Here is a 26,456-nt window from a genome sequence, read left to right on the forward strand (position 1 = left end):
CGCCGTCGTCGCCGTTCTGTGGACCGGGTGTCAGCGGGCGGACCAGCCGCCGTCCATGACGTAGGAGGACCCGGTGACCATCCCGGCGTCGTCGCCCGCCAGCCACGCGACGAGCGAGGCGACCTCCTCCGGTTCCACGAGCCGCTTGATCGCGGACTCGGTGAGCATGATCTGCCCGAGGACCTCCTCCTCGCTGATGCCGTGGACGCGCGCCTGGTCCGCGAGCTGGTGCTCGACCAGCGGCGTGCGGACGTAGCCGGGGTTCACGCAGTTGCTCGTGACGCCGCGGGCGCCGCCCTCCAGGGCCGTGACCTTGGAGAGGCCCTCGAGGCCGTGCTTGGCCGTGACGTAGGCGGCCTTGAACGGTGAGGCGCGCAGCCCATGGACGGACGAGACGTTGATGATCCGGCCGAAGCCCCGCGCGTACATGCCCGGGAGGGCTGCGCGGATCAACAGGAACGGTGCCTCGACCATCAGCCGCTGGATCCGGCGGAAGTCCTCCGGGTCGAACTCCTCGAGGGGGCTGACGGTCTGGATCCCGGCGTTGTTCACGAGGATGTCCGCCTCGAGGGTCAGCGTCTCGAGCGCCCGCGTGTCGAGGAGGTCGACCGCCCAGGCGTCGCCGCCGAGATCGGCGGCGAGGTCTCCGGCGCCGGCCTCGTCCCGGTCCGCGACCACCACGTGCGCTCCCCGTCCGGCGAGCGCGCGGGCGCAGGCCGCGCCGATGCCGCCCGCCCCGCCCGTCACCACGGCCCGACGGCCGGACAAGGGCCCGGCCGCCAGGACGGGGGCCGGCTGCGCCTCCGTCGTGCTCATTTCGCGGCCTGCCCGGCGACCGGCTCGTCCAGTCCGTGCCGGCGCGCGTCCGCGGCATCGATGTCGCGCAGGGACACCCCGCGCGTCTCCTTCAGGGTCAGGACCGCGACGAGGGTGATGCCGCAGGCGATCACGAGATAGATGGCCACGGGCACCCAGCTGCCGTACTCCTGCAGGAGGGCCGTCGCGATGATCGGCGCGAGGGATCCCGCGAGGATCGAGGTGACCTGGTAGCCGAGGGAGACGCCGGAGTAGCGCATCCGGGTGGGGAACATCTCCGCCATGATGGCCGGCTGGCCCGCGTACATGAAGGCGTGGAACACGAGGCCGATCGTGACCGCCAGGATGATCAGGACGGGGTTCAGGGTGTCGAACATGGGGAAGGCGAAGAACGCCCACGTGGCACCGAGGACCACCCCGATGAGATAGACCGGCTTGCGGCCGATCGAATCCGAGAGCCGGCCGACCTGCGGGATGACGGCGAAGTGGACCACGTGTGCGATCAGGAGCGCCAGGAGGAGCTGCGAGGTGTCGTACTGGTGCACGGTCTTGAGGTAGACGATCGTGAAGCTGACGATGATGTAGTAGAGGATGTTCTCCGCGAACCGCAGGCCCATGGCCCCGAGGACACCCTTCGGGTAGCGCTTGACCACTTCGAGGACGCCGTAGCTGACCGCCTTCTCGGACTCGATCTTCTCGCGGGCCTCGAGGAAGATGGGCGCCTCGCTGACGTGCGTCCGGATGTAGTATCCGATCACCACGATGATCGCGGACACCCAGAAGGCCACGCGCCAGCCCCAGCTGAGGAACTCGTCCTGCGGCAGGATCCAGCTCATGCCGAGCAGGACGAGCGTGGCCAGGAGATTGCCCACCGGGACGGCCGCCTGGGGCCAGCTGGACCAGAATCCGCGGGACCGGTTGGGGCTGTGCTCGGCGACGAGGAGCACGGCGCCGCCCCACTCCCCGCCGACCGCGAAGCCCTGGATGAAGCGCAGGATCACCAGCAGTGCCGGGGCCCAGTAGCCGATGCTGTTGAACCCGGGGAGGCAGCCCATGAGGAAGGTGGCGACGCCCACGAGGATGATCGTGAGCTGGAGCGTGTGCTTGCGTCCGAGCTTGTCGCCGATCTGCCCGAAGACGATCCCGCCGAGCGGTCGGGCCACGAAGCCGACGGCGTACGTGAGGAACGCCGCGATGATGCCGTCGAGTTCGGAGCCGGCGTTGGGGAAGAAGAACGTCCCGAAGACCAGGCTCGCCGCCGTGGCGTACAGGAAGAACTCGTACCACTCCACGACGGTGCCGACCATGGCGGCGGCGACGATCCGTTTGAGGCCGGATTCCTCGTCGGGCTTCTCGGTCCGGGGCGGATTCGCGCGCTGATTGACGCTCATGGGTTCTCCTCTGTCGACGCTGACACGGGTGTCGGCCCACTGCGGGCCCGGGCTGGTTCTTCTCGAGTATCCCTGCGGCTTTCCTGCCCGCCAATGACCAGATCGGCACCGGTGCTCTGCAATACTGCAGATATGCCGGAGCCCAACGCCCAGGATCTCGTGGTCCTGCTCGCCGTTGCCCAGAGCGGGCGCTTCACCACGGCCGGTGAGTCGCTGGGACTGAACCACACCACGGTGTCCCGGCGGATCGCGGCCCTCGAGAAGGCACTCGGTGGGCGCGTCCTCTCCCGCGGCAGCGGCGGCTGGGAGCTGACGGACCTGGGCCGGCGTGCGGCGGACGCGGCAGCCGCGGTCGCGGAGGCGGTCGCGCGGCTGGGCGACGACGACGGCGCGCTCTCGGGCGTGGTGCGGATGAGTGCCACGGACGGGTTCAGTGCGTTCATCGCCGCTCCCGCCTTCGCGCGGCTCCGGGCCGCGAACCCCCTGCTGCGCATCGAGATCGTCACGGCCACACGCCGCGCCTCGCAGACCCGGACGGGCCTGGACTTCGAGGTGGTGGTCGGCGAGCCGCAGGTGCACCGGGCGGAGGCGGAGCGGCTGGGCGCCTACGTCCTCGGGCTGTACGCGTCCCGCGACTACCTCGAGGCGTACGGGGCGCCGGCCACACTCGAGGAGGCCACGCAGCACCAGCTCGTGTACTTCATCGACGCGATGCTGCAGGTGGACAGCCTCGACGCGCCCCGGCGGCTCCTGCCCGCCATGCGCGACGCCCTGAGCTCCACCAACGTCTTCGTCCACGTCGAGGCCACCCGGGCCGGTGCCGGGCTCGGCCTGCTGCCCTGCTTCATGGCCGACCGGCACGCCGACCTCGTGCGGCTCCTCCCCCACGAAGTCGCGGAGGAGCTCGACTACTGGCTCGTGGTGCGGGCGGACGCGCTGCGGCAGCCGGCGATCGCCGCCGTCGTCGGCGCCCTCCGGCGGTCGACCGCGGCCATGGAGGCGCAGCTCCTGGGCCGCGGCTGACGGGCGCGCGGCTACCGCCGTCGTGCCGGTGCCGCTTGCGTCACCGTCGGAGCGGAGCACCCGCACCGCGCGTCCCGGCGCCCCGGGTCAGGACGTGGCGCCCCGCGGGCGCAGACGTGTCTCCTCGACGTCGAGCACGCGCTGGGCCCTCGCCAGCACCCGTGAGGAGTAGGTGCCGCGCGCCCTGGCCGTGAGCAGCGCCTGCCGTTCGGCAGCCAGCACGGCCAGCCGCAGATCGCGGTACTGGCGGTGCGGTGAGCGCGCGAGCTTCTGCTCGGGCAGCCGGGCCCTCTCCCACTCGACCTCCGAGCGCCTCCCGGTGTCCGCCCGGACGCGGTCCAGTACGTCCTCGCTCACCGGGGCGTCCCCGCCGAGGATCGCCTGCGGATCGTCGAGCACGAGCAGTCCCTCGGTGCGCAGTTCGTCGAAGAGGGTGGCCGACTCCTTGCGGTCGGTGTCGGCGTCGACCCCCTCGATCTTCAGGACCCGGATGAGCAGGGGCAGGGTGCCGCCCTGCACCAGCAGGGTGACGACGGCGACGGTGAAGGCGATCAGGACGAGCTGCTCCCGATAGGCGAAGGACTCCGGCAGGGACTGCGCCGCCGCCAGCGTCACCACGCCGCGCATACCGGACCAGCCCAGCACGGTGGCACCCTTCCAGCCGAACCCCTCCCGTCGTTCGAGTTCGAGGTCCGCCGTCCGCCGCCGGTAGAGCCGGGTGAGGACGCGCCTGCGCCGTTCCTGCCGCGCATCGAGGGGTTTCACCTGCCGGAGCCGGCCGAGCCCGCGGCGCAGCTGCCCGGCGCGGCGCTCGGCCCGGCTCGGGAGGCGGCGCATGAGCAGCACGAGCGGGAAGACCCAGAGGAAGCGCAGCACGATCAGGGCGAGGGTGGTGAGGAGCCCGATGAGGATGGTCTGCTCGACCGTCAGCAGGGACTCGTCGATGTTCTGGAGCAGGCTCCGCACTTCGAGGCCGATCAGCAGGAAGACCCCGTTCTCCAGCAGGAACTGGACGGTCCGCCAGTTCACGTTGTCGCTGATGCGTGCGCGGGCGTCCAACCGGCTGGCGCTGTGGTGCCCCGTGTAGATTCCCGCGACGACCACCGCCAGCACCCCGGACGCGCCGAGCTCCTCGGCGGGGAGGAAGGCGATGAACGGGACAGCCAGTGACAGCGCGGTGTCGAGCACGGGGTCGTCGAGCCGGGAGCGGACGAAGACCGTCACCACGCCGACGGCGTAGCCCACCAGCACCGCGACAGTGACAGCGACGGCGAAGTCCGCCGCGGCCGCCCCGAACCCGGCCAGCGCCCCGGCGGACGCGGCGATGGCGCTGCGCAGCAGCACGAGCGCCGTGGCGTCATTGACGAGGCCCTCGCCCTCGAGCACCGTCAGCAGGCGCGGCGGCAGGCCCAGCCGGCGTCCGATCGAGGTGGCGGCTACGGCATCGGGCGGGCTGATCACGGCGCCCACGGCGATCGCCGCGGCGAGACCGAGGCCCGGCAGCAGGGCATTCAGGAGGAACCCGGTGGCGAACGCCGAGACGACGACGAGCGCCACGGACAGGCTCGCGATGGGCGTGATGTTCCGGCGGAAGTCGGTGACGGGCGTCTTGATGGCTGCGGCGTAGAGCAGGGGCGGCAGGACGCCCATGAGGATCCACTCGTCGGGGACGCTGAAGCTCGGGACCCCGGGCACGAAGGAGAGGCCGATGCCGACGACGACGAGGAGGAGCGGCGCCGCGACGCCCACGCGCTTCGAGAGCACGGCCGCCCCGACCAGGACAGCGATTCCGATGATGCCGAGCAGTCCCAGTTCCACGCCGCAAGCCTAGTGGTCCGGGAGAGGGTCGGCCGCCGGCAGCGGCCGGCTGGACGGGCCCTTCCGGAACGGACGCACGGGCGCTACGCGCTCAGTCCGTGAGGACCTGCGCGTTCGCGGCGAAAGCCCTCACGCGGGCGTCCTGCCAGAGGTGCGCGGGCACTCCCCCTCCGAGCAGGTCCCGCGCGAGGCCCGGGTCCTCGGCCAGCGGGGCGTCGCTGCCGGCGATGATCACGTTGCCGTAGCGCCGGCCCTTGAGCATGGCCGGGTCGGCGATGATCGCGGTGTGCCTGAACTCGGCGGCGATCGTCGCGGCCTCGCGTCGCGCCAGTGCGAGATTCGGGCTGTCGCCGCAGTTGACGAGGTAGACGCCGTCGGCCGCGAGCACGCGCTTGGCCGCGCGGGTGAACTCCGCCGTCGTCAGGGGTACCGGCGTGGCCGCCCCCGCGAAGACGTCCCGGATCACGAGGTCGCGGCTGTCCTCGCTGAGGGACTCCGTCACGGCGCGCGCCTCGCCGACCCGGATGCGGACCAGGGGTGCGCGCGGGAGGTCGAACCAGGTGCGGACCAGCTCCGCGAGCCGCCCGTCGAGTTCGACGACGACCTGGCGGGCCTGGGGGTGGCTCGCGGCGAAACGGCGTGCGAGCGAGCACGCCCCTCCCCCGAGGTGCAGCACCCGCAGCCGCTCCGACGGGGCCCACCGGGAGTCGACGAGCGAGGCGATCCAGTGCATGTACTCGAAGTCCAGGTGCAGCGGATCGTCCAGGTCGATGTGGGAACTGGGGACGCCGTTGACGCGCAGGACCCAGCCGTTCGGGCTGTACGGATCGGGCTCGAGCTCGCATGTCCCGGTGTCGATCGGGAACTCGCCGATCTCGGGGCGGGGCCCTGCCGGTTTCGCCATCGTGGCCTTCTCAGTCGTGGTCGGGGCGGTGCATGCGGAACATGGGCCGGTGGTGCCAGGTGGGTCCGCAGAGCATGGACGTGCCGTCGGGTGCGAAGCCGTTACGGATGTAGAAGCGCTCGGCCCGCGGATTGCCGTTAAGGATCCAGAGGTACGCGGCACCGGTGCCGATGGCCGTGTCCAGCAGCCGCTGCCCGAGGCCCGAGCCGTGCGTGGACCGCAGCGTGTAGATGTGGTGCAGCTCGAAGTCGGGGCGGTCCTCGTCGCGGCCCGGCCCGGAGGTCGCGATCGCGACCGGCGCGCCGGCGTCGTCGACCGCCAGCCAGCTCCGGGCACTCCCGGGCGTCCGTGCCGCCTCCTCGAACGCGGCGCGCCGGCGCTCGATCAGGGTGGGCACCTCGGCGTCGTAGTGCGCGTGGTACTCCGGGGGCATGATGTGCTCGTACGTCTCGTGCAGGCCGGCGACGTGCGTGCGGACGTACGCCTCGGCGTCGTCGGGGGTGGCCGGCCGGATCAGGTAGGGCGGCGTCGGCGCGGGCTGGGTCACCGTGCCAGTTTAGTGGCCCGGGGCTACCGGACGGCGCCGCAGCAGGGTCTAGGAGTGGCCCTCGAACTGCTCCTGCTCGGCGAGGGCCGCCTCGAGCCGCTCGACCTTCCCGGTCAGCTCGCCCGTCCGGCCAGGGCGGATGTCCGCCTTCAGCACCAGGGACACGCGGCTCCCGTAGCGGCCGACGGCCTCCGTGGCGTGTTTGACCACGGCCATGACCTCGTCCCACTCCCCCTCGATGGTGGTGAACATCGCGTCGGTGGAGTTCGGCAGGCCTGATTCCCGTACGACGGCGACGGCAGCGGCGACGGCGTCGTGCACCGATCCGTCGGGGTTCTCGCGGGTGAGATCGGAGGATCCGGACGGGGCGACACTGAAGGCTACGAGCATGGTCCCAGTCTGGCACGCGGTAGTGCCGGGGTCAGCCCCCGCTGATCGCCTTGAACAGTTCGTTCGCCCCGAGGACGAGGAACACGATCGTGGTGAGAGCCAGGAACACGTTGGACAGCCACCTGTTCCGCCACCGAGGCGCCAGTCGCGTGCTGTTGAGCAGGACCAGCAGGGTGATGGCGAGGAAGGGCATGAACAGCGAGCCGAGGACCCCGTACATGAGGATCAGGAAGAACGGGCGGCCGAGGAGCAGCAGGAGCATCGGCGGGAGGGTCAGCCAGAGCATGTACGCGCGGGCGGGCCTGCTGTGGGAGTCGGGGGCGTCGTCGTCGGAGAGGTCATCCGCCTTCTTGCGCCAGTTCGCCCAGAAATCGGCGAACATCAGGCTCACGCCGTGCCACACGCCGAGGAGCGAGGAGAAGGAGGACGCCCAGAAGCCGATGAGGAAGACCTTCGCCCAGACCACGCCGTAGCGGTCCTCGAGGACGGCGCCCATGTCGAGGAGGCCCCGATCGCCGCTCTGCAGCGAGATGTTCGCGGTGTAGAGGAGTTCGGCGCCGAGGATGAGCATGCAGACGACGAAGACGCCGGTCATCGTGTAGGCGACCGAGTTGTCCACCCGCATGACCTTCATCCACTTGGGCTTGTTCCAGCCCTTCTCCCGCAGCCAGTACCCGTAGGCGGCGAGCGTGATGGTGCCGCCCACCCCGCCCGCGAGGCCGAGCACGTAGAAGACGGAACCGCCGGGGAGGGTGGGGACGAGCCCGGTGAGCATCGAGGGGATGTTCGGGACGGCGAGGACGGCCGAGCCGACGACGGAGACGAACATGATGCCGACCATCACGGTCATGATCTTCTCGAACAGCCCGTACCTGCCGAACCAGACGAGCGCCAGGCCCAGGAGGCCGGAGGCGACGGCGAAGACGTTGAGCGGGACGGCGGGGAACAGGGCCTGGAGGGGCAGGGCGGTGGAGCTCATCGCCGTCGCCCCGTACACGAAGCCCCAGATGACGATGTAGGGGCCGAAGTACCAGCTGGTCCACGCGCCGAGGGTGCGCCAGCCCTGGAAGATGGTCTTGCCCGTGGCGAGGTACCAGCGGCCCACGCCCTCGACGAGGATGATCTTCAGGGCGCAGCCGATCACGGCGGCCCAGAGCAGGGCGTACCCGTACTGGCTGCCCGCGATGAGCGTGGCGACGAGGTCGCCCGCGCCGACACCCGTGGCCGCCGCCAGGAGGCCGGGGCCGACGAGTCTCCATTTCGGTTTCTCGACTTCGTCGACGTCCGTGGCCAGGCGTTCGGCGCTCATGCTGCTCCTTTGAAGTCGTGATCGTCCGGACGAGCCTAGCAAGGGGGCTGTGTATTCCCGGGCGGCCGCGCCGCGTTTCCACGGGGCGCCCGGCGCGGCGGCCCCGACCCGGGGAAACGTTCCACCGGATCGGGGCACCCGCCGCGGCGGCCCTGGGCCGGCGCGTCTTCGGACCTGCCGACCCGGGCGATCACTAAGCCTCCTGCTTGTTGCCAGCAGCGCCGCCGCTTAAGATTCGGACCGTTGCCGTGCGATGCACCGCCGGCAGATTGGATGCCCATGAAGAGCAGGATCTCCCCCGACGAGCCGTTCCCCGAGGACCTCGGCCGGCTGAAGGACCAGGACGTCGAAGTCCTCAACAGCAAGGTCCACCGGGAGGTCGATCACGAGTTCGCCACGGAGGGCGAGGTCCACCCCGAGACGGCGGCCCGCAAGGACGAGGTCAAGGACGAACTCGACGACCGGGACGCCGGCCCCGGCCTCACCCTGGTGCCCCCACACGACGGCGAGCCGCACGACGACGACCCCGACGCGCACGGGGAGGACGACGCCGACGGGGACGAGGGCGAGCACGACGGGGCCGACCGCGCCGGCGGCGAGCGCTAGGAGGACCCACCACACGCCGGGGTGACGGTACTCGAGCCGGTGCGGGAATGGTCCGCGCTGCGCCGGCGTTGCCGCAGGAGTCGCGCTGCTGATGGGCCCGACCCTTACGCCTTCCGGTCTTCGACGGTGCAACCGGGGCGATGACCGCCGGACATCCCACGATTGGTTCCCCCTTGTCTGTTTCCTCCGCGAAGGTGACCACCACCGCGCCGTTCCCCTACCTCGGTCTGCTGTCCCTCGCCGGGGCGATCTTCGTCTCCGTCACGAGCGAGTTCCTGCCCACCGGTCTCCTGCCCGCCATGGCACGGGACCTCGACGTCGGGATCTCGACCGCCGGCTACCTCGTGACCGTCTTCGCCGGGACCGTCGTCGTCGCCACCACCCCCCTGGCCGCCGTGACGCAGCGGTTCTCCCGCAAGTCCCTCATCGTCGTCGTGCTCCTGGTCATCGCGGTGGCGAACGTGCTCGCGGCGATCGCCCCGACCTACGGCGTGCTCGTGGCCGCGCGCATCCTGGGCGGCCTGGCGCACGGTCTGTTCTGGGCTGTGGTCGCCGCCTACTCGGCACACCTCGTGCCCGCGCACCAGCTCGGCAAGGCGGTCGCCATCACCGCGGGCGGCGGGACCGCGGCGTTCGTGCTCGGCGTCCCGGTGGGCACGGCGATCGGGAACGCGCTCGGCTGGCGTGCGGCGTTCGCCATCATCGGCGGAGTCGTGGCGCTGCTCGCCCTCGTGATCGTGAAGTTCCTGCCGCCCGTCGAGCACCGGGTGGAGCGGACCGCGGGCGAGGCGCGCGTGCCGCTGCGCCGCGACCCGAGCTTCCGCGCGGTGATCCTGCTGTGCACGGTGATCCTGCTCCTGCTGACCGGCCAGAACACCTTCTACACGTACATCGCGGCCTGGCTGACCGACATCTCCGCCTTCGAGCCCGGGTCCGTGGCCCTGGTCCTGTTCCTCTACGGCGGCGCGGGCATCATCGGCCTCATCGGCGCCGGGTACGCTGCGGACCGCTTCCCCCGGAAGGCGTTCGTGGGCGTCGTCCTGCTGGTCATGGTGGCCGTCCTGACCCTGGCCCTCGCGCCCTCCAGCACCGTGGTGGTGCTCACCAGCGTCATCGTGTGGGGTGCCGCGTTCGGGGGGATCCCCGCGCTGCTACAGACCCGCATGCTCCGCACCGCGTCCTTCCGTACGCGCGACCTCTCGGCCGCCCTGCAGACGACGGCGTTCAACATCGGCATCGGCGGCGGCGCGCTCCTCGGTGGGCTCCTGCTCGACGGCGTCGGCCTGGGCATCCTCCCCTTCACCATGATCGCGATCATGGCCGCGGGCCTGGCCCTGAGCCTGGCGACCGACACCATGAAGGACCGCCGGGAGCGGCACCGGCTTCACGCCGACCGACCCGTCGGCTCACCGGGCTGAGTCGCTCGTCGGGCGCCTGCCGGGCGCCGTTGCGCGGGCAGTGTCACCGCGGGGCAGAATGGTGCGATGCGCGCCGTCTGCTTCGATGAGTTCTCCGCCCGACCCGTCCTCCGGGAGGTCCCGTCCCCGTCCCCGTCCCCGCGCGGCGTCGTCGTCCGCGTCGAGGCCACCGGACTGTGCCGCAGCGACGTGCACGGCTGGCTGGGGCACGACGACGGCATCAGCCTCCCGCACGTGCCCGGCCACGAACTCGTGGGCACCATCACGGCGGTGGGCGGGGACGTCCGGCGCTTCTCGGTCGGCGGGCGCGTCACCACGCCGTTCGTGTGCGCCTGCGGGCGCTGCCCCGAATGTGTGTCCGGCAACGGCCAGGTCTGCCGCAACCAGACGCAGCCGGGCTTCACACACTGGGGCTCCTTTGCAGAGTTCGTGGCCCTGCACGACGCCGACACGAACCTCGTCGCCGTCCCGGAATCCCTCGACGCCGGTGCCGCCGCCCTCCTCGGCTGCCGGTTCGCGACGTCGTACCGTGGCCTCGTGCACCAGGCGCGCCTGGCCGCCGGCGAGACCCTCCTCGTCGTCGGCTGCGGCGGCGTAGGGCTGAGCGCCGTCATGATCGGCGTGGCCCTCGGCGCCCGCGTGATCGCCGTCGACATCGACCGGGACGCCCTGACGCGCGCGGCCCGCTTCGGCGCAGCGGGGACCATCCACTCGGCAGGCCTCTCCCGCTCCGCAGTGCTCGACGCCGTCCGGGACGCCGCACCGGAGGGCATCGCCGTGTCCGTCGACGCGCTCGGCCGCGAGGAGACCGCGGCCATCGGCATCCTGTCCCTGCGGCCGAGAGGCCGCCACGTGCAGATCGGCCTGTTCCCCACGGACCCGGTGATCCCGATGGGCGCCGTCATCGGGAAGGAACTCGCCGTCCTCGGCAGCCACGGCATGCCCGCCCACGACTATCCCGGCCTGCTGGACCTCGTGGCCGCCGGCAGGCTCCGCCCGCAGGACCTCATCGAACGCAGGATTCCCCTCGACGCCGTCCCCGACGCCCTGGTCGCGATGGCCGATGACACGTCCGCGGGCGGGGTGACCGTCGTCGACCTCGGCGCGTAACGCGCCGACCGCGCTACCGGGGGCACTCCGCGCATGGGGATACTGGGGCATGGACTCCCTGCCGCGCCCCGCCGATCCGCCGTCGAACTCCGTCACCCTCCGCTTCCTCGCCTCCCCCACGGACCTCGGGCACAGCGGCTCGGTGGATGCCGGCACCGTGCTCGAGTGGGTGGACAAGGCCGCCTACGCCGCCGCCGTCGGCTGGGCGAAGACCTACTGCGTGACCGCCTACGTGGGGAACATCCACTTCGCGGACCCCGTGGCGGTCGGCGACCTCGTGGAGGTCGAGGCCACGATCGTCCATACCGGCACCTCCTCCATGCACATCCGCACGCGGGTCTCCTCCGGATCCGTGACCGGCGACGACGGCGGGCAGCGCAGCGAGTGCCTCGTCATCTTCGTGGCGGTGGGCCCGGACGGCAGGCCCGTCCCGGTGCCGCCCTTCGAACCCCGGACGGACGCCGAACGGGTGGAGAGCGAGCACGCGGTCGCGCGCATCGAGGTCCGCAAGGAGATCGTCGAAGAGATGCGCCGTCAGGAATACACCGACGGCAGCACGGCGGAACGGACGGTCCTGCGGTTCCTCGCCGCGCCCACCGACGTCAACTGGGGCGGGAAGGTGCACGGCGGCACGGTGATGGACTGGATCGACGAGGCCGCCTACGTCTGCTCCACCCGGTACTGCGGACTGGACACCGTCGCCGTGTTCTCCGGCGGCGTCCGGTTCCTGAAGCCCCTGCACATCGGCGACGTCGTCGAGGTGGAGGCGCGCCTCGTCTACACGGGCAACAAGGGCATGCACATCGCCGTCCATGTCCGCTCCGGGAGTCCGAAGTCCCGCGACATGGAGCTGACCACCACGTGCCTCACGGTCATGGTGGCGCGCGACACCGAGGGGACGGCGGTCCCGGTGCCGCGCTGGGTGCCGGTGTCCGAGGAGGACCGGCGGCTCCACGAGCACGCCCGGAACCTCCTGCTCATCCGCAGCCGCGCCCCGGGAAGCGTCCTGCCGACGCACCTCCGGCAGCAGGTCGGTTGAGAGCGTCGCGTCAGCGGATCGTCGCGGACCGCGCCGGGACGCTGAGAACTTTGCCGTAAGCGGTCACGGATCGCGCGACGGTGGTGCTGTTGACGGCCACGACACGGCCGTCGGAGAGCCGTACCACGCTGACGCCGGCGTAGTTCCGCGGGGCTGCGGTCGCGTAGGCGCCGGAGGTCACGGCCTTCGTGAGGGCGGTGACCTGGGTGTCGAGCGCCTTCACCGAGGCCGTGGTGACCGCCTCGAAATTCGCGTCGTCGTCCCACGCGTTGTCCTGGCAGGTGGGCTCGGCCTGCGAGAGGGTCACCGTCATCTGGCGGGCCGTCGCGGTCCGCGTCTGCAGCAGGTGCCCGAGGGTCATGCGGTGATCGAGTGTGCGGCGGGTCTTCGCCGCCGCGACGACCGACGAGCGGTTGGCAAACCCGTCACGCAGGCACGGGTCCGAACTCCCGATGTCCCTGCCCTGCCGGTAGGACGATGTCGGCAGCTCGCGCAGCGGAACCGAGTAGTCGTGTTCCACCACGGGCATCCCCGCCGCGGTGATCGCCTGGTAGGCGGCGCTCGCCTGCTGCAGGTCGATGACCGGCAGGGGCCGTCCGGTCCCGGTCGCGACCACGTGTTCCCGGAGGGCGAAGTCGACGGAGCGCGTGGCCGCGAGGGTCTTGGCGAGGTCGACCTGGTTGTTCCAGGCCGGGTAGACCCCCAGGTTGACGGCGACAGGGATGTTGCGGCCCATGGTGCGGGTGAGCGTCGCGTCGAACCGCTGGACGGCCGCGATCAGCGCCCGGCCGTAGGCGTCGTCGTCGGCCCAGGGACCCCACTGGCCGACATCGACCATGTCCTGGCCGTGCGAGGGCGACATCGAGGCGTCGTCGAGGAAGATACCGTCGAAACGCGCGGGGCGCGCATTCGTGGTGCCCCGCTGGGCGTCGGTGCTGAGCATGGTCCGTGCCGTCGCCGCGCAGGCGTCCACGTAGGCCGGCGAAAGGTCGGCGACCGTCAGGTAGGAGTATCCCGGGTAGCCGGCGAGGCCGTCGTCCGTGCGGGCCACCCTGGGGTTCGAGGTGGTCACGCCGAAGCGCCGGCCGGCCTCGGCGGCGGTGTCCGCGCAGGAGTTCTGGAAGACGCCGTTCCAGGACTCGAAGTCCCTCATGGCGCCGATGTTCAGGTAGGCGAGGAAGGTGGTGCCCGGGTTCGCGGCCTTCATGTCGGAGAGGGTGCAGTCCCCGGGTGCGTCCGTGGTGGCCATCATGGGGTCGACGATCGCCACGGAGACCTTGCCCGTAAGGTCCCCGCCCGGGCAGAGCAGCTGACCCTGGCGGTAGCCCTGGAGGTAGGCGGGCAATTGCTGGCCCGTGCTCGAGGTCAGGCTGCCGGCCTGCGCGGGCGCCGCGAGCGAGCAGACGGCGAAGGCGACGGCGAGTGCGGCGGAAACGAAGGTTGCCCCAGCGGCATTCAGTTTCATCTCCACATGGTGATCCACGGCGGGGGTGCGTACCCGCCGGGGAGCCGGATCTGGGGAAATCCTGCGGAGAAGCTGACGTTCGGCGCCCCCGGGGTCAGGCGGCGCGGCGGAAGAGGATGCCGCGCCGGGGCGGCAGGACCACCCACGACGGCGCAGGCACACCGGCGGCGTCGACGAGCCCTGCGGGGACCCGCACCCTGCGGCGGCGCCTGCCGTCCGCGTTGAAATTGACGGCCGCGAAGCCGTCCTCGAACTCACGCCACCACGCGTGGTTCCGGCCCGTCGGCTCAGTGACCGGCCGGCCGAGCTGCCAGTCGAGTTCGGGGACGTGCTGCGTGCGGCTGTAGTCATCGTGCCCCGTGGCTGCGTACGCACCCCTACCGGCTCCGAAGATCCAGAAGGCCGACAGCCCATAGGTCAGGTTCGGGTGCCGGTCGTCGCCGTCGGTGGGGACGCGGAGGATCGAGAGCCCCGGTCCGGTGGCCTGCGGCAGCTGTGCCTCGGCCGTCACCGGGTCGAACAGCTGCTCCGCGCCGTAGCCGAGCCAGACCTCCTCGAAGCCCCCACCGTAGGCGGCGTGCGCCTGCCACCGGCCCGGCTCGCGGCGGGATTCGGCGATGTTCGGCACCAGGAGCTTCCCCGCCCCGTTCAGGGCGGTCCCTGCCGCCTGCACGAGGTCGTCGAGTGCGGAGCGAAGATTGAGCATCTCCGTCGCCCCGTCGATTGGGAGGTCGAGGCCGTAGTAGTCATCGAAGACGTCGTTGTCCGCCATGACGCCGTCGAAGGGGGAATCCCGCAGGTCGTCCACTACGTTCTCCACCCAGCGGCGCTGGTATGCAGGATCCCACACACGCATCTGCCAATGGCCCGGATAGCGCTCCCATTCGATCCGGGTGCCGTCGAGCCTCCGGGCGAACCACGCGCCCTCGTCCACGGATTCCGCTTCCGCGAAGGAGACACCGGAGGTGTAGACGGGACCGGGCTCGTAGCTGCGCGTCGAGGACAGGCACTTGTAGCAGAGCACGGTCATGTCCGGACGCCTGCGCTTGAGTTCGGCGGCGGCGTCCGTCTCCCACGGCTGGAGGATCGCTGCCCGGTAGTGCTCCACGGCGAACTCGAGCTGCCCTGGCAGCAGGGGTTCGCCGTACCGGATCCACGCACCGACCCCGGTCATGAGCCCGCCGACGCAAGATCCTCGAGGTCCGCTGTCGAGAGGCCCCGGAGGTCGGTGATGTCTCCGACGGTGCGGTAGATCTCGTTGTAGGAGGACATGATCTCGTGCATCTGGAAGAACTCCTGAACCCGGGTCCGGGCGTTGACCGCGTAGTCGGCGTAGCGCTTCCTGTCGCCGATTACGGCACGTACGCTGTCCGCCATCTGCTGGACGTCTCCGGCGACCACGAGTTCACCGCAGGCACCGACAGTCCGACCGTCCCGGGTGTGTAACTCGTCCCCGATCAGCTGTCGCATGCCTCCGACATCGGTGCCCACGGTAGGGATGCCTGCAGCCATCGCTTCGAGGACGACGATGGGCTGGCCCTCGTTGTAGCTCGGCAGGACGAGGAGATCGAACTGGTCGAGCATGTCCCTGACGTTGACCGTGCCGTGGATCGTCACGTGATCGTGCAGCCCCAGGCTCTCGATCTTGGCCAGGCACGCCTCGTAGTACTCGGGTACGTGCTCGGTGGGGCCGAGGACGTCGAGATGGAGGTTCGGAAATCCGTGGCGGCGCAGGAGGTCCATGCTGGACAGGAGGTCGAGCAGCCCCTTGATGGGCACGATGCGCGCGATGTAGACCAGCTTCCACGTATGATCGTCGCCGCGCTCCCTAAGGACCTCCTGCGCTGTCAGCCGCGCACGGTACTTGTCCTCGAACTCCTCGATGACCATGGCGTTGGGGACCACGACCGCCTTGTCGATATCTGTGCCGAGGCGCGCCGCCTCGGTGATCGCCGTCGGGTACAGGTAGGTGATCAGGGCTGCGCTCGGGTAGCAGAAGTGCCCCATTTCAATCCACCAGGCCATCCATGCGCGCTGCTCCGGCGTGACGTCGAATGTGCGGTAGTCCTCGGAGGTGATGGACAGCGCCATGTTGCGGTCCAGCAGGGTGTTGACGGTGTCGCGGACGTAGAGGTTGTGCTCGGTCAGCAGGAACGAGGTGTCATGGTCCCGGGCGGCCGCGGCACCGAGCAGCGAGGCATACCCCGTGGTGTGCGCGTGATAGACACGCGCCTTCGGCATCGTCTCTCCGAGGATGGCGTAGGCGAGCGAGAAGAAGTTGCGCAGCGTCCAGAAGGAGTCGGCGAGGGAGAGGTCCAGCTGAGGCATCCTCACCGCGAGGGCCTGCATGAATTCCCTCGTCCCGAGCACGGCCCAGAGTGGGAAGGTCCGGGTGCGCTCGTTGAACCCTTCGTCGATCAGTTGCCAGAGCGGCTCCACCTCGCGCCGTTCCGCCAGCGCATGGAGCGCGTCGAAGAGCCGGTCCACGAGGACGGCGCGTTCGGCGGGCGTCATGCTCAGATCCTTGGGGGTCGCCGCCATGTAGTCGTGCCGGTGCTCCTGCAGGCTCAGGAAGACCGGCCGCACCCACGCCACGTTGTCCGGCATGCCGTAGAGGTCCTCCTGAGGCGAATCGGCATCCCAGGTGATGTGGATGATGCCGTAGGTGAGGTCGGGGTTGTGCGTCACGATGTCGTGCACCACGGCGGAGACGCCGCCCTTGAGGTAGGGGTAGGTGGATTCCATGACGATCGCCACGTCGACGTCCTCGTACTGCCGCTGCCGTGCGGCCTGGGCCGGAGGAACGACCCCGCCAGATGCTTCGAGCGCAGCCCGGCGGGCCTTCGGGGTCTTGAACACGTACATGGGTCTTCCTTCTGCGATGAGGAGTGGTGTTGTCGGACGGAGCCGGGTCGGCAGCGCTGCTACCAGGACGTGGCGTGGCGCCAGAACAGGGTGTATTCGGGCTGGCTCCAGTGGCGCTTGTAGAGCACCCAGGCGACGACGACAAGTGCCAGGTCCGCGACGACGAGGGCGCCGTAGGCGAGGACAGCACCCGTGGAGGTCTGCGTCGCGCCGATCAGCAGGAAGGCGCCCACACAGAACGCCAGGTGGATGCCACCCAAGACCTGCGGCAGGACCTTCTCGCCGATGTAGTCCAGTTCGTAGCTGAGGAGCGTGAGGATCATGAACGCCCACGACGCGACGCCCACCGAGACGGCGAGTAGCACGTTGACGGGTTGGGCACCCTCGAGAAGCAGGGAAATCACGAGTGTAAGCACCATTCCGACGGCGCCCGTACTGAGGATGGCCCGGTCCACGGTACGGCTGAGGCGGCCGGACCGCGCGGCGAGGACCGTGAGCGGCTCCTCGGAGATGGTGCGGTGCAGGTCGGTGACGGCCCTGTCCACCTTCGGGGCGAGATTAACGAAGTAGTAGTTGTACGCGATGACCGCGGGCAGCATTGCGAGGAACACGATGACCACCTGGAAGTCGCCGTCGGTCACCAGGAACAGCACGAATTTGTCGGCCCACAGCACCGCGCCCAGCAGGAGCCCTCGCACGAGGTCTGTCGAGAAGTCGCGGGCATCCAGCCGGGTGAGGCTCACAGCGGCGAGGCCTCGTCCCATCGGCACGATCTGCGTGAGCGCCCCGAGCAGGGGCGGCAGCCACCACAGGGTCGGGAACGCGAAGAGGGCCGCGGCGTAGGCCGCCCAAGCGACCGCCCAAAGGCCGCGACGGCTTCCGACGTTGGCGAGGATGAGGGACTGGACGAAGAGGAGGTGGAGGGCGCAGAGGGTCGCATAGGTAGCCAGGGCAGTGAACGACCACTCAGTGGCCAACCAGAGCGGGACGGCGAAGACCACGACGAGCGGCAGCGCCTGGACGAACATCGCGGGCCAGGTGGCGCAGAAGCGGCGGGTGATGACTGCCATGTCGCGCTCCGCCATCAGGTCACCGATCGCACGATACGCCGGCAGGCACGCAGCTTGCGCGAGCCACGGAACGGTGATCGAGGACGCCAGGACCACGAGGGTGAGCTGCACTCCTCCCACGCTCACCGCGGCCATGGCAGGGCTGACGAGCGGGTACACGAGGTTCAGGAGGATCACCGGGGAGAGATAGAGCAGCAGCCCGGCGCCCGGCCGCGCGCCACCGTCGGATCTCACGCGGCTGCCCCTGGAGCTGGACGCCCCGGGTCGTATGAGCAGGAGCAGAGCCACCATGACGAGGACGACGCCGGCGGCGAGGAGTGCATAGGACCAGCCGACGGGCAGCAGGGTGTCGGCAAGAGGCACGAAGGCCGTCAGAACGAGTGCTGCGACGATAGCCACCGTGCGGCGCCGGGCATAGGGGTCCTGAAGAATGGGTTGCAGCGAAATCATGATGTTCCCTAGGCCACTCGTCGCCCAGCAAGGCGGACGAGAGACCTCGTGTGAGATGTGAATGAGATAGGTCGGTGCCGAGGGCAGAAATCCGAGAGTCATCCCACACGGAAGTAGTGGGGGCGTCCTCGCCAGCTCTGCCAGCGAGCGCCTACATCGAAGTTATCGGACAAAGTACTCTGCAATTCGAGTAGTGGTTACGCTGGATGTTCACATATCACTCGGTCGTGTCTACTCGTTTACGTGCTTCGGTCGGCGCACTACTTGCTCGACAAGATAGAAGCTACGCACATTCCGCTTACTGGCGCGGAACAGACATGTCGAGGGATTTAACCCCACTGTGATGAAGAACACAATTACTGATGGCGGGGCCGCGCTAGCGTCTCGCCACTGTGCTGTTGGCGATCCGGTAGGACTCGTCGATGAGCTCGGTCAGCTCCTCGAGACCGATGCGGCCGAGGCGCACGAGCACCAGCGACTCGTACTGCTCATGATGCGGATGGACGAAGAAGGCACCCGGCTGGGACGCGAGCAGTGCATCGCGTTCCCCGGTCTTGATCGTCAGGACGGCGTCGTCCCACATGCGGGCGAAGAGGGTGCGGGCGAACCAGGCGGGCCGGTTCCAGCTAAGCCGCTCCAATGTGCCGGGCAGGGCGAGACAGGCGGCGCGCACATCGTCTTCGGTGACCATGGACCCACCATGGCACCAGCCGTGCAGCCGGTCCAGTGCCTTTACGTACCGGTCTCGGCGAACCCGCGGCCACCGTCGGATCACGATGCACATACGGATCGGCAACGATCCCGCCGGACGGATAACGATTCGGACGTCGTGCCGATCGGGCCCCCGGTCACCTACAGGACCCCGGACGGAGCCCTGTCCTTCGACCACCCCCGGGACTGGACCGTGATCTCCTCCGCCCCTGCCCCGTCGCAGGGAGTGGCCGTCGACGTCGAGGATGACGCCGGTCGGCGGCTCGCGTCCCTGCAGACGGAACTGGTCACCGGGGCGGTCTGTCCCGAGAAGGTGCCGTACGCACTGCTGGACTCCGAGCCGCTACCCGCCCTGGCTCAGCCCGCGGGCACCCCGAGGTTCGTCTTCGAAAGCCGCACGGACCCCTCGGTGCCCGATCCGGTGGCGGCATCGAGCTTCGCCTACGGCATCACCTCCGCGCCCCTTCCGGACGGGCCTACCGCCTGCCCCATCGCCCACTTCTTCACGTGGCCGCCCTCGGGAGCGGCGTTCGGCGGTGTCTACGACCCGTTCGAGGCCTATCCCGGCAAACCGATGCACATCGACACGCCGCAGGCGTACATGGAGACGGAGGAGTACCAGCGGATCAGGACGATGCTCACGTCCCTGCGCCCCGGCGGTTAGCCGCGGTGCGCCGGCAGGGTGCCCGCACGGCAGAATGGACGCCGGGACGACGCCGGCCGGGTGGCGGGCGCAGGAGGAGGATCCGCAGCGATGACGAGTGTTCGCAGCATCGAGGAGCTCAAGGCCCTCCTGCCCGATCCCGTCCCCGGCAGAAGGATCCTGCTCGGGATCGCCGGCCCTCCGGGGGCCGGGAAATCCACGATCGCCGAGGCCGTCGCCGGACTCGACCCCGAGCACCATGCCCTGGTCCCGATGGACGGGTTCCACCTGGCGGACCAGGCCCTGACCGCCCTCGGCCTGCTGGACCGCAAGGGCGCACCCGAGACCTTCGACGCCCGCGGCTATGCCGCCCTGCTGGCGCGACTGACGGGCGATGCCGGCCACACCGTCTACGCGCCGGCGTTCGAGCGCCGGCTCGAGCAGCCGCTCGCCAACGCACTGCCGGTCACGCCGGCGTGTTCCCTGCTCGTCACCGAGGGCAACTACCTGCTCCTCGACACGCCGGGCTGGCGGGAGGCCCGGAGCCTCATCGACGAGGTGTGGTTCGTCGACGTCGAGCCGGGGTTGCGCCGGAAGCGCCTCGTCGCACGGCACATCCAGAGCGGTAAGACACCCGCGGCGGCGGAGGACTGGGTCCGTCGGGTGGACGACCCGAATGCCGCGCTCGTGGCCGCCACCCGGGACAGGGCCGACCGCGTCCTCGACCTGTCCGGGTGGCGCCTGGGCTGACGCTGCCCCGCCGGGCTCCCCGGTCCATCAGGAATCAGTCCTGCACGGGTGCGCCGCCAGGAAGGCCCGGCGGCCTCGAGGCTACGCTGGCACGACGGCGCCCGTTACCGCACCAGGAAGGAATGTCCGCGTGAGCAGTGACCAGGACCTCTCCGTGGGCCAGCTCGCCGCACGCAGCGGCATGCGCGTCTCCGCCCTGCACTTCTACGAACGCCGGGGGCTGATCACCAGCCGGCGCACCACCGGCAACCAGCGCCGGTACGACCGCTCGGTCCTCCGCCGGGTCGCCGTCATCGGCGCCGCGCAACGGGCGGGCATCCCGCTCGCCACCGTGGCCCGCGCCTTCGCCGAGCTGCCGTCCGACGGCGTCCCGGACCAGGCGGACTGGCAGCGGCTCTCGGCGGCGTGGCAGCAGGAGATCGACAAGCGCATCGCCCAGCTCGAGCACCTCCGGGACCGGCTGGACGGCTGCATCGGGTGCGGCTGCCTGTCGCTGGCGGCCTGCGGTTTCGTCAATCCGGACGACGCCGCCGGATCCAGGGGCATCCGGTCCACCCTGCTGGACCCCGACCCGCCGATTTGACCTCAACCTCTGTTGAGGTTCTAGCGTTGACGGCATGACGATTCCCACCGGCCACCCGATCGCCACGGCCGAGCTCTTCAAGGACGCGTTCCGCACGCACCCGGCCGGCATCGCCGTCATCACCGCCCAGAGCGTGGACGGACCGGTCGGACTGACGGCGTCGTCCGTGTCCTCCGTCTCCGCCGAGCCGCCCGTCCTCGCGTTCTCGGTCTCGACGGCGTCGTCGTCGGCGGCAGCCCTCATCGCGGCGGACACCCTGGTGGTCCATCTGCTCGGCGCCGATCAGGTCGGCATCGCGCAGCTCTTCGCGACCCGCGGCGCCGACCGCTTCGGCGGTGCCGTGGACTGGCGGCCGCTGCCCACCGGCGAACCGCTCCTGGTGGAGGCGCCGTGGGCCCTGCGGTGTCGCATCCTGCACCGGCTCCCGGTCGGCGGGTCCATGATCCTCGCCGCGGAGGTCGAGGCGATCGAGCAGGGCGACGGCGGCGCGGCCGGAGCGCCCTTGGTCTACCACAACCGCTCCTATCACCGACTGAGCGACCGCTCGCTGCTGGACTGACGGGCGCGGCGCCTCCGCCCTCAGGGGATGAGGACCAGCCGGATCGGGTTGCCCTCCTTGCGCTCGAGGCGTTCGACGGCGGCCGCGGCCTCGCGCAGCGGAAGTGTGTCGCTGATGGACCGCGTGAAGTCGAGACGCCCGAGCTCGGTCAGCGCCACGAGCTCGGGCACGTGGTGCGCCTCGGACCCGTAGTGACCGAGGACCTGCTTGCGGTTGTAGGAGAACCCGGTGCTGTCGGAGATGGTGATGGGGTTGCCGCTCAGGCCCACCAGCACGAGTCGGCCCTTCAATCCCAGGCACGCGAGAGCCTGCGCCCGGACGGCGTCCACCCCCGCGAAATCGAATGCGACATCCAGTCCCCGCCCGGCCGTTGCAGCCGCCATCGCGGCGGCGAAGTCGTCGGCGAGCGGATCGAGCGCAACATCCGCGCCGAAGGCGAGCGCGCGCTCGCGAGCCTCGGGCAACGGATCGACGGCGACGATGGGGGCCGCCCCGATCATCCGGAGCAGCTGCACGCCGTGGGCACCGAGCCCTCCGACACCCCAGACGCCCACGGCTTCAGCGGGCCGGACGCCGCCCGTGGCGACGATCGAGGCCCAGGGCGTGGAGACGGCGTCGGGGATGATGGCGGCCTGCTCGTAGGAGAACCCCTCGCTCAGCGGCACCAGCACACCGGCCGGGACCACCACGTAATCGGCCCACCCGCCGTCGTAGTCCACGCCCATCGTGAGGGTGACGCCCCGGTACTCGTAGCCGGCCTGCAGGACGACGCGAGCGCCCACGGCCCACCCCTCGACGCCGTCGCCCACCAGGTCGACGCTGCCCGAGACCTCATGCCCCAGGGTGACCTCGTCGCCCTGGAGGTGCCTCGGCTTCAGCAGCCCCTGGATGAGGTGGACGTCCGACAGGCAGACTCCCGCGGCCTGGACCTTCACGCGCACGAAGCCCGGCGCGGGAACCGGCACCGGGACCTCCCTGACGTCGAAGGTCCCAGTGCTGATGTTGAGTCTTCCGGCGAGCATGGTCTCGTTCATGGTGTCCTTCCAGACAGTGAACCCCCATGCTAGCCAGTGCCCGGTGCTGCACCGCCGGCCCCACGGCGTTCTTGACCGCCCGGTGTCGGACGTGGCCCGGCGCGCGATTGGTTGCCTCTGCGACCGAAAGCCTAGAATGAAGCGTCATCGACAGAGGGGACCGGTTCGTGCGCGACGCCTGGAAGCGGCTGGGTTCCTTCACCGCCGTCGGAGCCGTGGCGTTCGTCGTCGACATCTCGGTGTTCAACATCCTCTCCTCCGGTCTGGGCGTGGGCCCCCTCTCGTCGAAGGTGTGCTCCGTCGCCCTGGCGACCGGCGTCTCATGGTGGGGCAGCAGGCGCTTCACGTTCCGCGACTTCGGGGGCCGGACGAAACGCCAGGAAGTGTTCCTCTTCGGACTGACCAATCTGGTGGGCCTCGGGATCGCGACGGCGTGCCTCTTCGTCTCGCACTACGTCCTGGGCTTCAGGGGGCCGCTGGCGGACAACCTCTCCGGGAACGTCATCGGAGTACTCCTCGGGAACGTGTTCCGGTACCTCGCGTACCGCTTTGTCGTGTTCCAGCCCTCGCACCGTCCCTCCGCCGACGGACCCGATGCCGCGGTCCCGGCGGCCAGTCGGAAATGAGTCCGACGCCACCTGTCCAGCGCAACATTCCGGTGGGCATGTCATCACCCGGCACGTAGCATTGATATGGTAGTCAGCCAGCTTGCAATGCTGATGGGCCGTCCCGCCACCATGCTTCACAGTTATTCGAGAGTCCCCCGCCATGCGCGCCTCCACAATCTTTCCCACCCTGGCAATCAGCTTCGGGCTGCTGCTGTCCGGACCCGCGGCCGCCGTCGCGTCTCCCGCCCCGGCACCGCAGCCGTCCGATCCGGTGTCGCCGCCCGCAGAGCCCACTGCGCCGTCGTCCGCACGGACCGCATCGCCCCTGCCCGCCAGAACCGGCACGATCCCGGCCGAGCCACCTGTCGAGGAGTCCCCGGGCGAGACGGCAGCCCCGCCGGCCACCGCCCCGGCGGACCCGGCGCCTGCCGCCGACGACGCGGTCGTGACCGGCCCGGACGCCACGGTCCCCCAGCCCGCCGATCCGACGACGACGCCCGGGTCCATACCGAGCACGGCGCCGGTCACACCGACCCCGGACGCTCCCATCCCGGACGTTCCCACGGCGGATGCCCCGCCGCCTTCCGTCGGTGGAACGGCACCGGAGACGACGCCCGAGGTGGCTGACCCTTCCGCAGAGACCGTCGACACCCCCGCCCCCGTCGCCCCGGCCGGGCAGCAGGCCGGTGATGCCGTCGCCGTCGAACAACCGGCGCCACGAGCGCCGCGGCCCGTGCCCTCCGGGACCGGCGCAGCGCCCTCCGCGGAGCCGACCCCCGTCGAGGAGATCCGGGTCGACACGGTGGAGCAGACCGATCAGATCATTCAGACGGACCGGTCGGAGCAGGCCGAAGGTTTCCAGCCGCCCGTTGAAGGCACCTCCCTCCGGTACACGGTTGCCGGGATCCTGAGCATCCTCGCCCTCCTCCTGGCCCTGGCGATCGCCGTCGTCGCCCAGCCGCGGCCGCCGCGCCGCCTGCGCTGAGTCACCGGCGCCGCACCTGGATTCGTCGCGCTGGACGCGAGCACGCGCCGTCGTGCACGGCTTTGACGCCACGGCGCGCGTGCCGGGGCAGGACACGCGTCGTCCAGCTTGCCACCGCCTGAAACCCGGACACGACGGCGCAGACCGCCGAGGACGGGAACGGCGGCACGGACGGCCAGACGCAGCAGGAGCCGGGAGTGACCTCCCGGCTCCTGCTGTGCATCCGAACTAGCGGACCTGGAGGGTCAGCATGCCCGTCGAATTGGACTGGACGACCTCGATCTTCGTCCCCGTACCGGCGACGACGACGGAGCCCTGCGGGTTCGTGGCGTCGTAGTACGCGTTCGGGTTGGTGTCGTCGAAGACGGCGACCCCGGGCTGCGACGGAGCGGTGAGCGTGGTGACGCCCGCCGCCGTCTCACGGTGCAGGCTGAGTGCATCGGTGGCCTGCTTGCCGAACGTGGCGTCGAAGCTCTGGATGCGGTTGCGGACGATCGTGCCGTCCGACCACGTCAGAGCCTTCGGGTGGGCGTCCACCGGCAGGGCGAGGCCCGCACCCGGGTGCTGGCGCGTGTTGTTGTTGCTCTGCGCCGTATTCCAGTAGGTGATGCTCAGGCCGTCCTGATAGGCGTAGTGCTCCACGGTGTCCGGCGCGGTGACGCCCCAGCCGAAGTTGTACGGGCCGGTGGCGAGCGTGGCGTCGTAGCCCGCGTAGACACGGTTCTCGGCGATGTAGAAGCGGTTCTTGCCGGCCGCGTCCTTGGGCAGGTTCACGACGACGGCCTGCGGGGCCTTCGTGGCGTGGTAGGACGGGCCGATCTTGTGGGTCGACTTCTCGCCCGCCGTGGCGACGTCGTAGTCGAGCCAGCCGAGCTGCAGCTTCTCCCAGGCCCCCATGTGGTTCGGGGTGGTGCCGATCGAACCGTCGCCGTGGCCGAGCCAGGAGCCGGAGCTCATGAGCGTCCAGAAGCCGGTGCCGTTCTCGCCGCCGCTGGTGTCGTACAGGTCGGGCAGGCCGAGGTCGTGGCCGTACTCGTGCGCGAAGACCCCCAGGCCGCCGTTCTCGGGCTCCGTGGTGTAGTCGCGGATCCAGACGTCGGACTCGCCGATCTTGATGCCGCCGAAGGGGTTCGCGGACGGGCCCGCGGTCCCGCGGCCCGCCTGGCCCACGGCCCAGCGGTGCGACCAGATGGCCGACGACGCCGCCCCGGCCTCCTCGCCCTCACCGGCGTGGATGGCCTGGAAGTGGTCGATGTAGCCGTCGGCCTCGTCGAAGTCGCCGTCCTTGTCGAAGTCGTAGCGGTCCCACTGGTCGAACGTCTCGAGATACGCATCGATCTCGGCGGCAGTCTTCCCGGCCGCGACCTGGGAGTCGTACCAGGCGTTCGCGGTGTCCTGCACGAAGCGGGTCATGTCCGCCTGGCTCTCGGTCTCGCCGTAGCTGGCCGAGTTGTACGGGACGGTCACCCAGTCGCTGACGTCGCCGTCGACCGTGTACCGGCCGCTCGACATCTCGCCGTAGACGCTCTTGAGGGACTCGCCGTCCTCGCTGAAGAACATGTCGAGGTAGTGCTGGCGGTCGAAGGAGTTGGTCCAGTAGGTGGAGTTGTCCACCGTCCGGTTCGGTTCCTTGATGGCGCCGTGCGTGGGTCCGGCGGTCGACGCGGGGAAGCGCGGGTCGATCTTGGTGCCGAAGTCGACGAGGAAGGACAGGATCTGGTCGCTGTCCTGCAGTCCGTACTGCGCCCACTGGCCGGGAGCCATCTTGACGGCCTTCGAGCCGTTCCGGTCCTCGACCTTCGCTTCTCCGGAGAGGACCTTCCCGAGGGCCTGCTGATTGAGGTCGCGGCGCGCATCGGCCGCGGGGTCCGAGCGGTCGTCGAGCCTCGCGGCACCGCCGTCGGCGCTGGGCGAGGAGGTGGACGACGGCGCGGCGGGTGCGCGGCCGGGCGTGGCCTGCGCGCTCACGGGCGCAAGGACGACGGCGCCGGTCACGGCGAGCGCCATCGCGCACCGCAGCCCGCGGGTACGAGTGATGGAATTCAAGGGTTCTCCTCTGTGAAATGTCCCAGCTGTGCAGGCATCGATGGAGCCGGTGCCTACGATGACCAAACATGTTGCCTGAGTCACATGGTGTGGACCGTAGCACCGGGTTCGGACACTTCGGCAATCGGTTGCCCACTGTGAACCATCTTCTTGGTGCACTCTGGCGCGAGGGGGTAGGCGGTCGTATAGTGCGGACGCCGTCGCCCACCCGAGCACGCGTCGTCGTGCACGGCTTTCACGCCACCGACCGCGTGTCGCGGCGGAACACGCCGACCTTCAGTCCCCTCCCGTCTGAAACCGGGACACGACGGCGCGG

At 70.2% G+C, this 26,456-nt stretch carries 25 protein-coding genes; 11 read left to right on the forward strand and 14 right to left on the reverse strand.

Going from position 1 to position 26,456, the window contains the following annotated elements; translation table 11 throughout:
* Positions 1-30: 30 nt before the first annotated feature.
* Together C4K88_RS15020 and C4K88_RS15025 are read right to left on the reverse strand one after the other, a co-directional pair.
* Complete coding sequence (locus C4K88_RS15020; RefSeq protein WP_104122431.1) at positions 31-816, reverse strand: 3-hydroxybutyrate dehydrogenase; 786 nt, start codon at positions 814-816, stop codon at positions 31-33.
* A complete protein-coding gene (locus tag C4K88_RS15025) occupies positions 813-2,207 on the reverse strand; it encodes an MFS transporter (RefSeq protein ID WP_104122433.1) in 1,395 nt (464 codons plus the stop codon). The genes C4K88_RS15020 and C4K88_RS15025 overlap by 4 nt, the downstream gene beginning before the upstream one ends.
* Positions 2,208-2,339: 132 nt before the next feature.
* Between C4K88_RS15025 and C4K88_RS15030 the strand changes: the two genes are divergently transcribed.
* A complete protein-coding gene (locus C4K88_RS15030) occupies positions 2,340-3,230 on the forward strand; it encodes a LysR family transcriptional regulator (protein ID WP_241521995.1) in 891 nt (296 codons plus the stop codon).
* 87 nt (positions 3,231-3,317) lie between these two features.
* Here C4K88_RS15030 and C4K88_RS15035 read toward each other — a convergent pair whose 3' ends face one another.
* From C4K88_RS15035 to C4K88_RS15055, 5 genes are all read right to left on the reverse strand, one after another.
* Entirely contained in the window at positions 3,318-5,048 is a 1,731-nt protein-coding gene (locus C4K88_RS15035) for a cation:proton antiporter (protein WP_104122435.1), read from the reverse strand.
* A 91-nt stretch (positions 5,049-5,139) separates the two neighbouring features.
* Positions 5,140-5,952 carry a spermidine synthase gene (locus tag C4K88_RS15040; RefSeq protein WP_104122437.1) on the reverse strand — a complete coding sequence of 271 codons (813 nt, stop codon included), beginning with the start codon at positions 5,950-5,952 and terminating at the stop codon, positions 5,140-5,142.
* 10 nt (positions 5,953-5,962) lie between these two features.
* Complete coding sequence (locus tag C4K88_RS15045; RefSeq protein ID WP_241521996.1) at positions 5,963-6,499, reverse strand: GNAT family N-acetyltransferase; 537 nt, start codon at positions 6,497-6,499, stop codon at positions 5,963-5,965.
* A gap of 48 nt (positions 6,500-6,547) precedes the next feature.
* Positions 6,548-6,889 (reverse strand): thiamine-binding protein, encoded by a 342-nt coding sequence (locus C4K88_RS15050; RefSeq protein ID WP_104122438.1) that lies wholly within the window; start codon positions 6,887-6,889, stop codon positions 6,548-6,550.
* 31 nt (positions 6,890-6,920) lie between these two features.
* A complete protein-coding gene (locus tag C4K88_RS15055; RefSeq protein WP_104122439.1) occupies positions 6,921-8,198 on the reverse strand; it encodes an Nramp family divalent metal transporter in 1,278 nt (425 codons plus the stop codon).
* A 279-nt stretch (positions 8,199-8,477) separates the two neighbouring features.
* Here C4K88_RS15055 and C4K88_RS15060 point away from each other — a divergent pair, with 279 nt between their 5' ends.
* The 4 genes from C4K88_RS15060 to C4K88_RS15075 all read left to right on the forward strand — a co-directional run bounded on the left by C4K88_RS15060 (position 8,478) and on the right by C4K88_RS15075 (position 12,371).
* Positions 8,478-8,804, forward strand: coding sequence for a hypothetical protein (locus C4K88_RS15060; RefSeq protein ID WP_104122440.1), 327 nt, complete (start codon positions 8,478-8,480; stop codon positions 8,802-8,804).
* Positions 8,805-8,977: 173 nt separating this feature from the next.
* The gene (locus C4K88_RS15065; RefSeq protein WP_167399062.1) at positions 8,978-10,222 is read left to right on the forward strand and encodes an MFS transporter; all 1,245 of its coding nucleotides are present in this window, start codon (positions 8,978-8,980) and stop codon (positions 10,220-10,222) included.
* Between the two features lie 66 nt (positions 10,223-10,288).
* A complete protein-coding gene (locus tag C4K88_RS15070) occupies positions 10,289-11,332 on the forward strand; it encodes a zinc-dependent alcohol dehydrogenase family protein (RefSeq protein ID WP_104122444.1) in 1,044 nt (347 codons plus the stop codon).
* A gap of 49 nt (positions 11,333-11,381) precedes the next feature.
* A complete protein-coding gene (locus C4K88_RS15075) occupies positions 11,382-12,371 on the forward strand; it encodes an acyl-CoA thioesterase (protein WP_104122446.1) in 990 nt (329 codons plus the stop codon).
* A 10-nt stretch (positions 12,372-12,381) separates the two neighbouring features.
* On the opposite strand, the gene C4K88_RS15080 is transcribed toward C4K88_RS15075, so the two are convergent.
* The 5 genes from C4K88_RS15080 to C4K88_RS15100 form a co-directional block, all read right to left on the reverse strand.
* The gene (locus tag C4K88_RS15080) at positions 12,382-13,836 is read right to left on the reverse strand and encodes a hypothetical protein (RefSeq protein ID WP_146065706.1); all 1,455 of its coding nucleotides are present in this window, start codon (positions 13,834-13,836) and stop codon (positions 12,382-12,384) included.
* A gap of 94 nt (positions 13,837-13,930) precedes the next feature.
* Positions 13,931-15,010 (reverse strand): putative glycoside hydrolase, encoded by a 1,080-nt coding sequence (locus tag C4K88_RS15085; RefSeq protein ID WP_104122448.1) that lies wholly within the window; start codon positions 15,008-15,010, stop codon positions 13,931-13,933.
* Entirely contained in the window at positions 15,007-16,701 is a 1,695-nt protein-coding gene (gene pelF, locus C4K88_RS15090; protein ID WP_104122449.1) for a GT4 family glycosyltransferase PelF, read from the reverse strand. Before pelF ends, C4K88_RS15085 begins: the two co-directional genes overlap by 4 nt.
* Before the next feature lie 59 nt (positions 16,702-16,760).
* On the reverse strand, positions 16,761-18,221 hold the full coding sequence (locus tag C4K88_RS15095; protein WP_104122450.1) for a hypothetical protein: 1,461 nt from the start codon (positions 18,219-18,221) through the stop codon (positions 16,761-16,763).
* A gap of 376 nt (positions 18,222-18,597) precedes the next feature.
* Positions 18,598-18,912, reverse strand: a complete 315-nt coding sequence (locus tag C4K88_RS15100) for an MmcQ/YjbR family DNA-binding protein (RefSeq protein ID WP_104122451.1) — start codon at positions 18,910-18,912, stop codon at positions 18,598-18,600.
* A gap of 138 nt (positions 18,913-19,050) precedes the next feature.
* Here C4K88_RS15100 and C4K88_RS15105 point away from each other — a divergent pair, with 138 nt between their 5' ends.
* From C4K88_RS15105 to C4K88_RS15120, 4 genes are all read left to right on the forward strand, one after another.
* Positions 19,051-19,596: a hypothetical protein gene (locus C4K88_RS15105; protein WP_104122452.1), complete on the forward strand. Its 546-nt coding sequence runs from the start codon at positions 19,051-19,053 to the stop codon at positions 19,594-19,596.
* A gap of 90 nt (positions 19,597-19,686) precedes the next feature.
* A complete protein-coding gene (locus C4K88_RS15110) occupies positions 19,687-20,325 on the forward strand; it encodes a nucleoside/nucleotide kinase family protein (protein ID WP_104122453.1) in 639 nt (212 codons plus the stop codon).
* A 130-nt stretch (positions 20,326-20,455) separates the two neighbouring features.
* Positions 20,456-20,908 carry a redox-sensitive transcriptional activator SoxR gene (gene soxR, locus C4K88_RS15115; protein WP_241521997.1) on the forward strand — a complete coding sequence of 151 codons (453 nt, stop codon included), beginning with the start codon at positions 20,456-20,458 and terminating at the stop codon, positions 20,906-20,908.
* Between the two features lie 34 nt (positions 20,909-20,942).
* Positions 20,943-21,467 carry a flavin reductase family protein gene (locus C4K88_RS15120; RefSeq protein ID WP_104122456.1) on the forward strand — a complete coding sequence of 175 codons (525 nt, stop codon included), beginning with the start codon at positions 20,943-20,945 and terminating at the stop codon, positions 21,465-21,467.
* Positions 21,468-21,487: 20 nt separating this feature from the next.
* On the opposite strand, the gene C4K88_RS15125 is transcribed toward C4K88_RS15120, so the two are convergent.
* Positions 21,488-22,501 carry a zinc-binding dehydrogenase gene (locus C4K88_RS15125; RefSeq protein ID WP_241521998.1) on the reverse strand — a complete coding sequence of 338 codons (1,014 nt, stop codon included), beginning with the start codon at positions 22,499-22,501 and terminating at the stop codon, positions 21,488-21,490.
* Positions 22,502-22,668: 167 nt separating this feature from the next.
* Between C4K88_RS15125 and C4K88_RS15130 the strand changes: the two genes are divergently transcribed.
* Both C4K88_RS15130 and C4K88_RS15135 read left to right on the forward strand, forming a co-directional pair.
* A complete protein-coding gene (locus C4K88_RS15130) occupies positions 22,669-23,127 on the forward strand; it encodes a GtrA family protein (protein ID WP_241521999.1) in 459 nt (152 codons plus the stop codon).
* Positions 23,128-23,269: 142 nt separating this feature from the next.
* Positions 23,270-24,094, forward strand: coding sequence for a hypothetical protein (locus C4K88_RS15135; RefSeq protein WP_104122458.1), 825 nt, complete (start codon positions 23,270-23,272; stop codon positions 24,092-24,094).
* 228 nt (positions 24,095-24,322) lie between these two features.
* Here the strand turns inward: C4K88_RS15135 and C4K88_RS15140 are convergent, their stop codons facing one another.
* Complete coding sequence (locus tag C4K88_RS15140) at positions 24,323-26,140, reverse strand: immune inhibitor A domain-containing protein (RefSeq protein ID WP_306418624.1); 1,818 nt, start codon at positions 26,138-26,140, stop codon at positions 24,323-24,325.
* Between the last annotated feature and the right edge of the window lie 316 nt (positions 26,141-26,456).

Origin of the sequence: Arthrobacter pityocampae (genome assembly GCF_002927275.1) — a bacterium.
GTDB classification, from domain to species: Bacteria; Actinomycetota; Actinomycetes; order Actinomycetales; family Micrococcaceae; genus Arthrobacter_D; species Arthrobacter_D pityocampae.